This window comes from Photobacterium leiognathi (assembly GCF_030685535.1).
GTDB lineage: Bacteria > Pseudomonadota > Gammaproteobacteria > Enterobacterales > Vibrionaceae > Photobacterium > Photobacterium leiognathi.
The window spans coordinates 636,463-650,096 of sequence record NZ_CP131599.1 but is presented as its reverse complement, the minus strand read 5'-3'; the positions used below and the strand labels follow the sequence as shown (position 1 = coordinate 650,096).

The 13,634-nt window shown below is 37.3% G+C and carries 13 protein-coding genes; 8 read left to right on the top strand and 5 right to left on the bottom strand.

Annotated elements, in window-relative coordinates; translation table 11 throughout:
- Window positions 1-99 precede the first annotated feature (99 nt).
- Window positions 100-879 (top strand): DsbA family protein, encoded by a 780-nt coding sequence (locus Q7674_RS03025; RefSeq protein ID WP_023934463.1) that lies wholly within the window; start codon window positions 100-102, stop codon window positions 877-879.
- A 489-nt stretch (window positions 880-1,368) separates the two neighbouring features.
- Window positions 1,369-1,554: a hypothetical protein gene (locus Q7674_RS03020; protein WP_008989109.1), complete on the top strand. Its 186-nt coding sequence runs from the start codon at window positions 1,369-1,371 to the stop codon at window positions 1,552-1,554.
- A 55-nt stretch (window positions 1,555-1,609) separates the two neighbouring features.
- On the opposite strand, the gene Q7674_RS03015 is transcribed toward Q7674_RS03020, so the two are convergent.
- On the bottom strand, window positions 1,610-1,897 hold the full coding sequence (locus Q7674_RS03015; RefSeq protein ID WP_305422520.1) for a PepSY domain-containing protein: 288 nt from the start codon (window positions 1,895-1,897) through the stop codon (window positions 1,610-1,612).
- Between the two features lie 454 nt (window positions 1,898-2,351).
- Between Q7674_RS03015 and Q7674_RS03010 the strand changes: the two genes are divergently transcribed.
- A complete protein-coding gene (locus Q7674_RS03010; protein WP_008989107.1) occupies window positions 2,352-2,843 on the top strand; it encodes a hypothetical protein in 492 nt (163 codons plus the stop codon).
- 82 nt (window positions 2,844-2,925) lie between these two features.
- Here Q7674_RS03010 and Q7674_RS03005 read toward each other — a convergent pair whose 3' ends face one another.
- The gene (locus Q7674_RS03005) at window positions 2,926-4,665 is read right to left on the bottom strand and encodes an amidohydrolase (protein WP_305422518.1); all 1,740 of its coding nucleotides are present in this window, start codon (window positions 4,663-4,665) and stop codon (window positions 2,926-2,928) included.
- A gap of 228 nt (window positions 4,666-4,893) precedes the next feature.
- On the opposite strand from Q7674_RS03005, the gene Q7674_RS03000 reads away from it, so the two are divergent.
- The 3 genes from Q7674_RS03000 (at window position 4,894) to Q7674_RS02990 (ending at window position 7,209) form a co-directional block, all read left to right on the top strand.
- Entirely contained in the window at window positions 4,894-5,217 is a 324-nt protein-coding gene (locus Q7674_RS03000; protein ID WP_008989105.1) for a hypothetical protein, read from the top strand.
- Window positions 5,218-5,371: 154 nt separating this feature from the next.
- Complete coding sequence (locus tag Q7674_RS02995) at window positions 5,372-6,073, top strand: HAD family hydrolase (protein ID WP_008989104.1); 702 nt, start codon at window positions 5,372-5,374, stop codon at window positions 6,071-6,073.
- A 344-nt stretch (window positions 6,074-6,417) separates the two neighbouring features.
- Window positions 6,418-7,209: a DUF2076 domain-containing protein gene (locus tag Q7674_RS02990; RefSeq protein ID WP_045065065.1), complete on the top strand. Its 792-nt coding sequence runs from the start codon at window positions 6,418-6,420 to the stop codon at window positions 7,207-7,209.
- 82 nt (window positions 7,210-7,291) lie between these two features.
- Here the strand turns inward: Q7674_RS02990 and Q7674_RS02985 are convergent, their stop codons facing one another.
- Together Q7674_RS02985 and Q7674_RS02980 are read right to left on the bottom strand one after the other, a co-directional pair.
- Entirely contained in the window at window positions 7,292-8,050 is a 759-nt protein-coding gene (locus Q7674_RS02985; protein WP_305422515.1) for a hypothetical protein, read from the bottom strand.
- A gap of 44 nt (window positions 8,051-8,094) precedes the next feature.
- Window positions 8,095-8,526 carry a septal ring lytic transglycosylase RlpA family protein gene (locus Q7674_RS02980; protein WP_305422513.1) on the bottom strand — a complete coding sequence of 144 codons (432 nt, stop codon included), beginning with the start codon at window positions 8,524-8,526 and terminating at the stop codon, window positions 8,095-8,097.
- Window positions 8,527-8,849: 323 nt separating this feature from the next.
- On the opposite strand from Q7674_RS02980, the gene Q7674_RS02975 reads away from it, so the two are divergent.
- On the top strand, window positions 8,850-9,101 hold the full coding sequence (locus tag Q7674_RS02975; protein WP_008989100.1) for a DUF2999 family protein: 252 nt from the start codon (window positions 8,850-8,852) through the stop codon (window positions 9,099-9,101).
- A gap of 183 nt (window positions 9,102-9,284) precedes the next feature.
- Here Q7674_RS02975 and Q7674_RS02970 read toward each other — a convergent pair whose 3' ends face one another.
- Entirely contained in the window at window positions 9,285-10,913 is a 1,629-nt protein-coding gene (locus Q7674_RS02970) for a methyl-accepting chemotaxis protein (protein WP_045065062.1), read from the bottom strand.
- A 602-nt stretch (window positions 10,914-11,515) separates the two neighbouring features.
- Here Q7674_RS02970 and Q7674_RS02965 point away from each other — a divergent pair.
- The gene (locus tag Q7674_RS02965; RefSeq protein WP_305422511.1) at window positions 11,516-13,513 is read left to right on the top strand and encodes an FUSC family membrane protein; all 1,998 of its coding nucleotides are present in this window, start codon (window positions 11,516-11,518) and stop codon (window positions 13,511-13,513) included.
- Window positions 13,514-13,634 lie beyond the last annotated feature (121 nt).

Genomic DNA, 13,634 nt, shown 5'->3' with positions numbered 1-13,634 from the left:
TTACGTAATAAAAAAGCTGAATAATATTCAGCTCCTATTCATATTCATTATTATCTAATTGTGAATAATTTATAAATACGTATTCAAATCGAAGTCATAATGAAAAAATTAATCTTGCCTCTTATGGTTACAGCATTATTAGCTGGCTGTAATGAAACCACAGCAGTAAACAATAAAGACTTTAGTCCTGAGCAGAAAGCGCAAATCGAAAAGATCGCTAGTCAATATATTATTGAGCATCCAGAAGTATTAGTTAAAGCATCTGAGACACTACAAAAACAACAAATGCAGGCACAAGAGCAATCTGCAAAACAAACTGTGATCACTTATACTGACAAATTAGTTAAGAACGACAAGACACCATTCGTGGGTCCAAAAGACGCAAAAGTGAATGTCATTGAATTCTTCGATTACCAATGCATGTACTGTTCTAAGATTGCACCTATTGTGAAATCTCTTGAACAAGCTAACCCTGATGTAAAATTCATCTTTAAAGAAACACCAATTTTTGCTTCACGTTGGGATGCGTCTAAGTATGCTGCCGATATGGGTAACTGGATTTTTGCTCACAATGGCAGTGCTGTTTACGGTAAATACCATGATGCCGTGTTTGCAACAGGCAAAGATGAAGGCAAACTAACGAAACAAGATATCAACAGTATTGCGACTAAGCTGGGTGTTGATACCAGCAAGTTCGATGCAAACAATACGTTCGAAGAAAACTTCCAGCTATTCAGTGAACTTGGTTTCCAAGGTACGCCTGCATTAATTGTTATGCCAACTGACAATGTAACAGCAAAGAATGTTCACATTATCAGTGGTTACGATCCGAAAGGTTTAGAAAAAGCAATCGAAGAAGTGAAAAATAGCGTTAAGTAATACGATGTCAAACTAGAAAGTCTGTCTCTTGAACGCAAGAAATTGTGTTCAAGAGACCTCGAAAATTTATAGCCATCAAAGAAAGTGATGCTTTAACGAGAATAGCAACACTATTGATAAGCAGCGGCCACACTTTTAGTCAATACCATAATAGGAGCGTAATAATTGAGATTTGAATTTGAACGCCTTGAGACTTATCTTCTATTTTTTACTTATGTCCCAATTTAAAGCATCAAAATCATCAACAAATCAAATATATCACAATATTTTTACATCACATTAAAATTTCAACATACAAAGTCAATCGCGTCTTTTTTGATATAAAATGCACATATCTGGAAATGAATAACTATAAATGTATCACCTACTAGTAGTAAAAATGCCGTCTTTCCCCATGAACATCCAAGTTTTAGTATAAAATTATAAAATCAGCAGCAACTAGCAACCATTCATCGTGACATAAGTAATGACTTAGATGGAGGACTGAAGATGAATAACCAAGATAGAATTGAAGATATCGAACACAAAATATCAATTGCCTATCAGGAAGGTCATTTCGAACAGGCCAGAGCCCTCGAAAAACAACTCAAAAAATTGCGTGGGCATCATAACTTATACGATCAAAATGACCCCTACTCTCTTGAAGGGCGTTTTTATTACGATGAAAATGACTGAATACTAATCGAACTTATCTGGCGGTGTGATGCTAAATCCCATCGCCTTTTTATCGCTAATCAAGTTGCTCTTGTACTACTTCACCAGTGTATAAATCCATTTCAAGCTCTACCCGATGTCCCTCTTTATTTCTCGCATCAACGGCAATTTCGTTATATTCCCGCACTACCTTGATTTTACGAAAATCGTAATATCCACTTTTTTCTAGAATTTTCACCGCCGTAGGGATACCGATCACTTCAGGCGCTTCATCAGTGGGATCAGCAAAAGAATGTTGCGTAAAAAGCACACCCGATACACTGCACAAAAGTAAAAGAGACTTAAATTTCATATTCTTCATCATTAACATGAACCACTGTATGAACTAAACAATCATATTGGCTTGCAGCATTAAAAGAGCTTATTTTAGCCAATTATCGCTATCACATTCTAACTACAATAACATATCGAGTTATAAATCCTATACTCCCACACAACTCCATTCACCCAATATAAGTGTAAATAATGCATCAATGTTCGGATTCTTGATTAAGAGAATCGTTATTAATAAAGAGCAACTAGAATCACCGCATTTAAAAACTAAGCTATTCTTAACACTCCCTTTTATCTCTTCAGAACACCTATATTTTGCTTGTTTATTACAAAATAAAAAATTAAATCATATAAATATGTTAAAAGACGTATCCAGTCATTATTCAATTGTTAGCATTAGGAAAGATTTACAAGTGCATACTTGCCCCTTTGTGACACAAGGAGTATAAAATATGGCATATATCATCGTTTAAAGAGCGTTATAAATGAAAAAGTTTGTTTTAGCGGCAGCCATTGCATCATCCTTACTTCTTGCTGGATGTAGCGATAAAGTAGACGAATCAACAATCAGCAATGTTGTTCAAGCAAGCCAATACGAACAGCCAAATCTTGGTATTACTGCTGACACAACACCGTTTGAAGTTAAGAACTTAAAGATTGATAAAGTTCTACTTGATACCAAAACAGATTACAAAGCTAAAGTAACTTACGATCTTGTAGCAACCAAGAGCCTTGATGAATTCAAAGCATCAATGCGCAAAGTTGCTGAGCAGCCTGCACAAGAGAACAATGCAGCAACACAAACTAAAGACGATTTAGGCTCAGCATTAAATAGCTTAAAGAACAACTTATCTGCAGAAGTGATGGTTGTTGCTTATGGCGCAAAATATGGTGATTTCAAAGCTGGTCAAGTTGTTGATACGATCTCTGAAGAGGTTTCACTGAAAAAAGTAAACGATCAATGGGTTAAAGACTAAGTTCTTGATCACTAAAATAGAAAAAACGCCTATTCAGTCTCAAGCTGTATAGGCGTTTTTTATTATCTAACGCTAACCAAGATTACTTATCAATTGGGAACACTTTACCTTCGAAAACCGTACCGTAAATTGGAATATCTTTGAGTTTCTTCACGTCCACTTTATATGGGTCTTGTTCTAAGATAGTAAAGTTAGCCACTTTACAGGTTTTGATACTACCTAAACGGTCTTCTTGGCCCCAAGAGTAGGCAGCTTCAATGGTGATACCACGTAATGCTGCATCACGCGACAAGGCCAAATCAGGACGAACAACGGTTCCTTCATTGGTAATACGCGTTGCCGCACTCCATGCTAACAATAGAGGATCAGACGGTGCCATTGGTGCGTCAGAGTGAAGAGAAACAGGGATCCCCTTTTTCTCAATGGTGCCTAAACGAACCATGGCATGTGCACGCTCTTTACCTAACCCAACTTCACCAAACTTTTCACTAAAGCCTGTTACGTAATATGGGTTAACACTGATTATCGCACCTAACTTCTTTAGCTTAGCCACTTGCTCATCGGTTGAATTAGCAAAGTGAATAATAGTGAACCTGTGATCCTTTCGCGGATTTTCAGCTTGACGCTTTTCCAAAATCTTTATCAGTTTCTCAACACCTAAATCACCATTAACGTGTACAAGCACTTGGTAATCGTTGTCCCAAAAGATCTTAGTGATAGTCTCAACATCTTCAGGCGTTTGGATCCACTCACCATGGTGACCATCGGTATAACCGTCTTTCATCTTCATTAGCTGAGAAATAATCGCACCATCGAAGAGCAATTTAATTTGCTTATCAAAGTAACGCACTTTACCGTCTTCAGGCAGCGTGGTTGTAATACGCTCAACTTCTTTCAGTACCCCTTCTTTCCCCTTAGCAAAAAATGGCGTTTTACTTTCAGGTGTGAAGTATGAATACATTGGCGTTGACTCATTACCTAAAACATCCAAGTAAAGTTGGATCATATTCTCAGGAATAAATGCACCTGGTTCGTTATAAGCCGTAACACCTTTTTGATGCAACATGGTAACCATTTGCTTTAAACCTGCTGCGAAACGTTCCTCATTAGCGAGTTCAGGTGCGATACGAGGTAATAAGTAAATCAGTGCACCGCCTTCATAGAAGTGACCTTGTTCAAGATCGGCCTGATTTGCCACTTCAGTTCCTAAGTTATCAATATCAGCTTGGTTTAAACCAAACTTTTTAATAAATGCAGAGTTAACATAGAACTCATGGGCTGAACGGTGCCAAACACCAATTGGTCGAGTATCCGAAATTTTATCTAATTCTTGACGAGATAATTCACCGTGGAAAAAGTTATTAAATCCCCATGTCCATAACACTTCATTAGGATCTTTCATTGCTTTTTCTTGCGCAGTTAAAGCAGCGATATAATCGTCATGGTTAGTAACGGCAGGCCATGTCTTGGTCGGTAACTTCCATTCCTCAGGGGCAAGCACAGGCATATTAAGCGTCAATGCTGCAAGGAATGGGTGCAAATGTTGCTCAATGAAACCTGGCATTAATACTTTATCGTCTAAATCTACTTTTTTAGAATTAGGATATTGTTTTAGTGCTTCTTTTTCAGAGCCCACATATACAATTTTACCGTATTCACTTGTCACAACGGCTTCAGCACTTGGCTGCGTATTTTCCATCGTAATAACTGGACCACCATAGAAAATGGTCGTCTTAGATTTTACTTCTGGAGCGGCGTAAACGGCAGTCGAGGCTGAAGCAAGTAGTAGCATTAATGATGATGTAAGCTTTGAATATTTCATAACACTCTTTATATAGAATAATAACCTATTCGCTACTGTAGACTAATGACTGGATATTACTGATTTTCAATTCAAATAAGATAAGACGATCACAAATTTACTTTCACATCACGATAAATGTTTTATTTCAATAAGTTATACCAATACAACAATTTGTTTTTTATATAGTGAAATGCATTTTTTTTCGGTAGAGTATACTTAACATCAATCATCAATGGAGTTGACGCGATGAGTATGACAAGTGTCACGATAACAGTGCCTTCACATTTTGTACCGGGAGGGCTCCCTACTCCTGATTGCAAACAGTTTGGTTTTAATGGATTTGAACGTAGCTTTATTCGTTCAGCAAAAGACAACACAGTAACTTTTGCTTTTTTTGCGCCAACAACCAACTGTAACGAAGAACATTTTGATGAAGAGCTAGAAAAATATTTTTGGCATTTCTCTAAAGGCACACCTTTTACCATGAAAAAAGAGTTTGATGATCAACCACCTGAGCATCATCAATGTAAATACCTTAATAATAAGCTGATCCAAGAAAGCTTGTTTTAATCTTCCATAAAGTGACCAACCATCATTAATTATCTATTCTCCTTGTCGTGATCATGGATTAGCAAAAAATACATGGTTACGACACTAAAATGTCATTTCATCCCCCTAGTCTCAATCAGCACTTCAACATACCAAACTAATTAAGGAATGAAATTTGTCATTAAATATTGAACGTAACATTCACCCTTGTTTAGCTATCTTCGATCTTGATGAAACATTGATTGCTGCAGATTCTGCCAGCTTATGGATCGCATATATGGTTAAGCACAATCTCGCAAGCGAAGAACTTCAACAGCAAGAAGAAGCCATGATGAAAGCCTATGCCCAAGGTAAATTGGATATGGCTGATTATATGCAAGCGACACTGGCTCCTATGGTTGGTAAGAGCCAGCAAGAAATAAACACGCTTGTCTCTTCATTTATCGAATCAGATATTTTACCTGCTATCTATTCTGATGCAGTTGCGCGTATTGAATGGCATAAAAAACGTGGTGACGACATCTTAATAATTTCAGCCTCAGCGGAGCATTTGGTTAAACCTATTGCTAAACATTTAGGCGTAGAAAACACAATTGCTATCAACCTTGAAACCATTAATGGTGTCTATACGGGACAAACTCATGGTGTTCTCAGTTTTCGTCAAGGCAAAATTGATCGTCTAGAATCATGGTTGAATAATCAGTCCAATCAATACAGAAGCAGTTATGGTTACAGTGATTCCATTAATGATTTGCCACTACTCCAACACGTAAATAAACCTTTTGCAGTTAATCCAGATCCTGCCCTAGCGCTGCATGCTCAAATGAATGAGTGGACGATCATGGATTGGCGTCATGATAACAATATCTTGCGTTAATAATTATTTTATTTATTAACAAGTTAAAATTTAATTCGTTAGGTCTTTTTATTTCCTTACTTGATAAAAGCCATTACCGACCTCATTTACAGATAGTAACAATAATCGCATTTAAATCTTGTAGCAGGTGCTAGATGTGTTACAAAATTCGTAATACATTACCTGTGCATTTTATTTCGATTTAAGTCTTGTATGGCGTTATTCAGCTATTGTTCAAGAATATAATGTGAATAATGCAATATAGAACTAACCTATAAAGCAAAGTTGATATGTTTAATAAATGAGACATCAACTAAGCAATTGAAGCATATCCCTGCACGTAGGGTATTGAGAAGGTAAAAACCATGACTCCACAAGAAAAAGATCTTATTCAAAGCGTTGCTACTAAGCTCAAACAAAGCCCAGAAAGCAAAAAAGATGCAGATGCTGAAAAATTCATTGCAGATGAAATCGCATCACAACCTGATGCTATCTACAAATTAACTCAAGCTGTGCTAGTGCAAGAAATGGCATTAAAACAGCTTAAAGAAAAGAACGATTACCTAGAAAAGAACGCTGAATACTACAAAGAAGAATCTAACCGTGGCTCATTAAGCCGTATGTTTGGTGGCTCTCGTCCTGCTCCTCAACCACCACAACCACCTGTTCGTCAGCCAAGTGCTTTTGGTGGCTTCATGCAAACAGCAGCAGGTGTTGCTGCAGGTATGGTTGCGGGTAGTGTGATCAGCAATATGTTATTTGACCATGATCAACCAGCAGAAACTGCAGCAGCTGATCCAGCGCCAGCCGCAGCTCCTACAGCGGATGCAACACAAGACGCAACACCTGATACAGCAGCGGCAGATACTTCTGCAGATCAATCAGTACCAACGGATGATGTAGCAAACCCAGCTTTTGATGATCAAGGAAGCTTCCTTGACAACACAGCAAACAACTTCACATCTGATTACACAGGTGGTTTTGGTAACGCTGGTTTTGATGATAACCAAGGTGGTTTCGGCGATTCAGGCTTTGGTAGCGATGACAGTGGCTTTGGCGACGAAGATACCTACGCTAACAATGGCTTTGGTGGCGGCGACGACAGCTTCTTAGGTGGTGATGATAGTGGCTTCGGCGACTTTGATGATGACCTATAAGTCATAACACCATAAACAGAAAAGAGCGCTAATTAGCGCTCTTTTTTATTACATCAGTGTTATTTGATTACCATCACTTCATCTATTCAATTGATGTTAGCTCTGTCGCTTCTGAATTCCCCATTAATTCACGATAAGCAGTACCTTCAATGGCAGCGATAATAAATGGGATCGCAATAACAATTACTCCCCAAATAAACACATAAATAAACTTCAAGCTCATCGCAAACTTTGGATTAGCAAATAGCATGAAAATCGGTAAGCCAATAAACAGCATATAAAACGCAACCAGTAATAAGCCTGCAATCACAAAAGCATAGAGCTTTTTATGTTTCGTTAAGATCAATGCATCTTTAAATGATGCGCTTTTGCCTGCAGCAATAGCAGGAAGAACGAAAGATAAACGCGAGAAAATAATCCAACCTGCTACGCCTAGTGCGAGTAACAAGCTATATAGCACACCGTTATTTACCCATTCATAATCAATTTGAAATACTGCCCAAATCGCATTCAATAAACCGAAACATAAGAATAAATAAGCTGTATAACGACGTTGCTGAGCATCAAAACTGATCCCTTGCCAACGAGAAAAACGCGTATCATCAGTACCATAACTATCAAGAATTTGCTGCGTTCTCATACAAATAATTGAAGAAACAAGAAATATCGTGATATTCAATACAAATACCAGCACTTCTTCATACAGTTCACTGCCTGCCATTGAAACTTTCAAAGAACGTAAGCAATACGTCACAATAAATGGGATCAACAAGGCCTTCACTAATCGCATTTTATTAGCGAAAACTGTTTGAACTGAATGATGCAGTGTTTCTAAAATCATTTTGTACCCTTTAAGTTGTGGTGATGGCGGCAAACTAAAATGGTTTAATTTAGCGTCTCAACCTTCACTTTTAGTATTCCAGATGAAGTGTTTCCTATTGCACTGAACGCGGAACGTGATAAATCGATAATACGCCCTTTTGAGTAAGGACCACGATCATTGATCGTCACGACAACGCTCTTGTTATTCGCTAAGTTCGTTACTTTTACACGTGTGCCAAATGCTAAAGTTCGGTGCGCAGCTGTTCGCTTATTTTTATCATAACGCTGACGTCTGGCTGTTTTACGTCCTTGATACTTATCAGCATAATAAGAAGCTTTCCCTATTTCACCATTCTGTTGCTTAACGTGCTGATTAAACAAAACTGGCGGTGTGTTATGTAAATTTGTAGTTTCTGTTTTTGCACAACCCACTACGGCTAATAAACAAGTGCCAAGCACAGCCCACTGGAGAAACTTCATTCTTAGTGAAAACATTACAAATCCTTATATAAACCACTTAGAAATAATCCGCACATCAGAGTATTCATTGAATCCGAACACGTAACAATGTTCAGAGTCTCTCACCTGAAAGAACGAGATATGCCTAAGCACCAAAGCAATTAACTGCAATCATATAACGATTTAATAACAGATATGTAAGAACAATGTAAAAGTTATAACTCATAGAAATGATTAATAAAATTTAATTTATAAAAGATAAGTCTAAAGTCGCGTGATGGCGAAAGTTCTCAGTACACTCTCATCGAGCCAAATGCTAAACTGCACACTTATTTTATTTAGTTGTTAAAGGTAATGTGATGAACCCAATTATTGCCCTGTTGAAAGAGAACAATATCAGTGATGAACAAATCAACGAGATCTTCCTAACGTTGACGCAAAATCCTCTTGCAGCAATGACAACAATTAGTCAGCTAGGTTTACCTCAAGATAAACTGCAGGCGTTAATGGCGCAGGTAATGCAAAACCCAGTGCTAATTAAAGAAGCTGTTGAAGAATTAGGCTTAGATTTCACTAAAGTAGAAGAAGCAAAAGCGAAGCTTAACCAATAAGTTTTCTAAACTTTTACTGATACAAAAATGCCGTTATCAAATACAGTATTCTGTTTTTATAACGGCATTTTTTCACTTAGGATTTAGAATAAAGTTTTTCAAAACTTAGGAGTAATTGGTCTGTAGAAGACAATTCATTAGAAAAGGTGTGATTTGCAATTCCACCATAATGTATACTGCCAACTAGCAGGTAAAATACTTTAGCTGCTCACTTTGCTTTTCAGCCAAATCTGATAGCTCTTTACTAGCAATGGTACACTGACTGAGTCCTGATGCATTCTGACGAATAATATGGTGAATATTTTCAATGCTATTGCTGATATCCATGGTGACCTGTAACTGCTCCTCTGATGCTGTAGCTACGTGAGTATTCATATCACTATTCATGGAAATTGCAGCAGTAATACCTTCTAATGCTTCATTAGCTTGGCTTGAAACCACTTTATTATTCTCTAATGTATCTATCGCTGATTGCATACGCTCGTTCGCAGATGTCGATTGTGCTTGTAATTGCTCAATGATTTGCTGCGTTTCTTTGGTTGAATCCTGTGTTCTTGCCGCTAATTGACGAACCTCATCAGCAACAACCGCAAAACCACGACCACTTTCCCCTGCACGTGCCGCTTCAATCGCAGCATTTAGCGCTAGCAAGTTAGTTTGTTCTGAAATCCCTTGGATAGAGTCAATCACTTGGCTAATTTGCGCGGATTGTACTTTAAGCTGCGCAACCACTTCTGCCGCTTCCATTAATGAATGTGCCATCTCTTCATTAGCTTGCTGATTGTTAGAAAATAAATCTAGGCTCTTAATCGCTAAGTCACTTGCACTCTTAGCATTTTCATCGGATTTCTGTGCCGCTTGCGTGACTTCTTGTGCTGTTGTGGTCAATTGATCAATCGCTGTTACCACTTGCTCAATCTCGATAACTTGATCGTTGGCATGTTGCTCAGAGTCTTTCATTACTGTCGATAACTCTGTCGATGATGATGCAACATTACGCCCGACATCATTAAGCACTGTCACCGTTGAGCGCAATTTGCGGATCATACGATTAAGGTTCTTCGCTAACTCGCCAACTTCATTGGTGCCATCAACATTAATTTCATCCTGCAAATTACCTTCTGCTATTTTTTGCATTGCGCGTTGCAAAACAGTAATCGGTTTAACAATCATTGAACCAATAACAAAACAGATGGCGAGAGCAATCAGTAAAGTAATAATAAACTCAACCCCAATTTGGTTAATCGCCTTACTGTGTTCCGCTTTTTGCTCTTTTATATATGCATTTACAGTCGCATTTACGCGTTCATCTAGCGCATTGATAGCAGCGATCATATCGTCTCCGAGTTGACGATACTTAACAATGAACTGTTGATATTCTGAGTCTGCGATATTGCCAGCATGTCTTTTATCTAAAATATCTAGCACCGTATCGCGGCTAAAATTGATATAAGCCAACATCGCTGTACGAAATAATTCTAGCTCTTTATTAATTTCTGGAATTTTTTGTAACTGTAAAATAGCGGCTTGATTAGTTAACTCGCTACTGTCTAATGACTTTGACAAACGAGGCAATGATTTTTTATCGTAAATAGCATAAATAGCACTTACACGCATTGCGTAACTACTGCTAATTAACATCGCCGTACTGTCTTTTGCTTCCACAACTTGAGAAGTGGTTACATTCATTTTATCGACACTTTCTATTAAATTACTTCGTCCCATAAATAGTGCAATGCATAATAAAATAGCAATAAATATTACAGGTAATGCTATTTGTAACTTAACAGACATATCCTTAAGCAATGACATTAACAACTTTCTCCATGTTGTTTGTTGTATTGGTAACTTATTGGAAATGAATAATAAACAGTATTAATGAGATATATCAATAAATTTATTGATATTTATGTCAACTTCTTGACGCAAAAATATCCACAATAAATCAAGTGGTTATTTTCATATCACTGCGTAAAACATGCTTATAGTCACAATTAGTATTGTATGTTTTAAAATAGGATAAATATTAAAATCATTACTATTATTATGTTTTTAATAATGTGGGAAATAATATTAGATTAAATAACCAGCGCTGCTATGAATATAAAATAATATGCTTCTCTTCTACAAAAAACATATTTATATAAAATCGACATTTGAGAATAAACATTCATTAGATAGAAATAAATAAACATCTTTTTTTGTAATCATCCATTAATTAAATATACCCAAAAGGCTTCACTCTTTTGTAAAAGGGATTATGATTAACAAGGTAAATTACACCCTATAAACATACTAAAATTATGAATCTATCTAATTTATTGCTCCGGTATCCTACACTACGGACGTTTCTCAATTTCAGAACAAACATTGCAGCCTTTAGTTTCATCACATGTTCCGTACCTTTGTTTCTTATGGGACATGTCACGATGGGGATCGCGTTCTCACTCGGTAGTATTAGTTGTGGTTTTGCTGATACCTCCAGTGTTACTCGCTACCGCATTTTAGATTTTATTATCACAATTCCACTGTTCTTTTTGATCAGTTTAGGAACAGAAGCTGTTTTCTCACATTCAGTGCTCTTTGTTATTAGTCTTACTATTGTGAGCTTCAGCTTATTTATGCTCGCTGTACTCAGCCCGAGATTGGGTGCGATTGGGTTCGCCTCTATTCTATTGGCTATTTACGCTATGCTACTTCATATGGATGGAAGACCCATTTGGCTTGTCCCTATGTGGTTAACTGGTGGTGCGCTTTGGTATATTTTTTGGCAAGCATTAGCGATTTACTTCTTACCGAACCAAGAATCCAAAGATATTCTGTCCGATCTCTATCAAGCACTCGCTAAAAAAGTGATGGCACACGATCATGGCTTTATCTTTACTTCAGATAACAATCAACTTTTCATTGAATCTGCACAGTTACGTTCACAAATAGCAGGCTTATCACACACATTAGAAAATCGAGTACATCAGCAGTTTACTGCTTGTGAAGACAGCGCAAAACTGCAAGATATCTACCGATTTTTGACCATTGCCGAACGTATTAATGAACAAACACGTTTGCTCTACTTCACGCCTACATCAAAATTAAAACAGGCTTGTCCACAATGGTTAGAAAGCATCCATCAAGCAAACTTGAAAATTAGCCAATATTTAGCACAAGTGACTGTCGATAACGTTAATCGCATCACGACACCTGATATTGATTTTGATGCGTTACGCCGATTTTCGGTACAACCAGCATTACAAGAAGAAGCCATTGCCGCTTATGCTTACATTAATAAGCTCGATATCATCTATCTGTCACTTCTACAGTTGAGTCAACAAATCAATGAAGTAAAAAACTCTGGTGTCATTAAGCCGATTGTTATTTCATGGAAGTGGAATGAGATCCTCGCTAAATTAACAAGTCAGATGACATTAAAGTCGAGCTACTTCCGTCATGCATTACGAGGAACGTTAAGTTTAGCGGCAGGATTAATCATTGTACGTGCTTTAAACTTAGAGTTTGGCTTCTGGACGTTAATGACAAGTTTATTAGTTCTACGCCCTAACCTATCAATGACTTGGACACGCTTACTACAACGTTTAACAGGGACTATTTGTGGTTTAATTGTTGTAGGAGGCTTACTTCACTTCCAAGTATCAAGTGATATTCTGCCTTTCATCTTCTGTATTGCTGTGGTGCTCTTTTTCCATACCGCAGCTCGTCATTATGGTTTTGCAGTATTTTTCGTCACTCTCTTTGTATTCGCTGGCTTCTCGCTTAACGGTCAAGGTGACAACATTATGCTGCCACGACTTGATAACACGGTTCTTGGCGTATTCTTACCGCTATTCTTTGTTTTCATATTAACCCCTGGTTGGAAGAAAAAATCATTTCCAATTCAGTTAACCACAACAGTCAAAGGCTATATGAGTTATCTTGATTCATTAAAAACATATATAGGTGACAAATCAGATAATGTGACATCTGAATTACAACGTCACTACCAAGATTGTGTTGTTAATGATACTAACTTGTTTGATCATTGGATGGGGTATTTAGGTGAACCACATAGAAAATCTCAGACTTGTGAACACATTCTGCTATGTAGCCGAAGTTCAAATATCATTTTACGTATTTTGACTCAACTGAATGAAAATAAACAATCATTGCCATTTGACGCAACGATTAGCAATGATCTCGACAGTGCAATTGCCTCATTACAAGAATTAGAAAGAACACTAGAAAAATCACAAAATCATACAGAGCTATTCAAACAGATTTCAAAGCAAGAGAAGTTGATTTATCAATCTTTTATCTACATTGAAAATGAAATCTACAAACTTGATAACCACACTCTGCTGCAATTGTTATCAAAAGAAGTGGATCTGTTTGTCTCTGCAATTCAGAACCCTACAGCTTAACTTCCCTCTCCCATCCATGTCATTTGCCATGGATGGGCATTGATCTGCATTAAAACCAATCAAGTAACAATGAGTTTACTTAGCAGTAAAGCGTTATCTCACCGCAATTATGATTGTAGTG

Coding starts and splice junctions, on each gene's coding strand:
- Q7674_RS02985 (WP_305422515.1), bottom strand. CDS start 8,050: ATGATTTTAGAAACACTGCATCATTCAGTTCAAACAGTTTTCGCTAAT.
- Q7674_RS02980 (WP_305422513.1), bottom strand. CDS start 8,526: ATGTTTTCACTAAGAATGAAGTTTCTCCAGTGGGCTGTGCTTGGCACT.
- Q7674_RS03020 (WP_008989109.1), top strand. CDS start 1,369: ATGAATAACCAAGATAGAATTGAAGATATCGAACACAAAATATCAATT.
- Q7674_RS03025 (WP_023934463.1), top strand. CDS start 100: ATGAAAAAATTAATCTTGCCTCTTATGGTTACAGCATTATTAGCTGGC.
- Q7674_RS02975 (WP_008989100.1), top strand. CDS start 8,850: ATGAACCCAATTATTGCCCTGTTGAAAGAGAACAATATCAGTGATGAA.
- Q7674_RS02970 (WP_045065062.1), bottom strand. CDS start 10,913: ATGTCATTGCTTAAGGATATGTCTGTTAAGTTACAAATAGCATTACCT.
- Q7674_RS02990 (WP_045065065.1), top strand. CDS start 6,418: ATGACTCCACAAGAAAAAGATCTTATTCAAAGCGTTGCTACTAAGCTC.
- Q7674_RS03015 (WP_305422520.1), bottom strand. CDS start 1,897: ATGATGAAGAATATGAAATTTAAGTCTCTTTTACTTTTGTGCAGTGTA.
- Q7674_RS03000 (WP_008989105.1), top strand. CDS start 4,894: ATGAGTATGACAAGTGTCACGATAACAGTGCCTTCACATTTTGTACCG.
- Q7674_RS03005 (WP_305422518.1), bottom strand. CDS start 4,665: ATGAAATATTCAAAGCTTACATCATCATTAATGCTACTACTTGCTTCA.
- Q7674_RS03010 (WP_008989107.1), top strand. CDS start 2,352: ATGAAAAAGTTTGTTTTAGCGGCAGCCATTGCATCATCCTTACTTCTT.
- Q7674_RS02965 (WP_305422511.1), top strand. CDS start 11,516: ATGGGACATGTCACGATGGGGATCGCGTTCTCACTCGGTAGTATTAGT.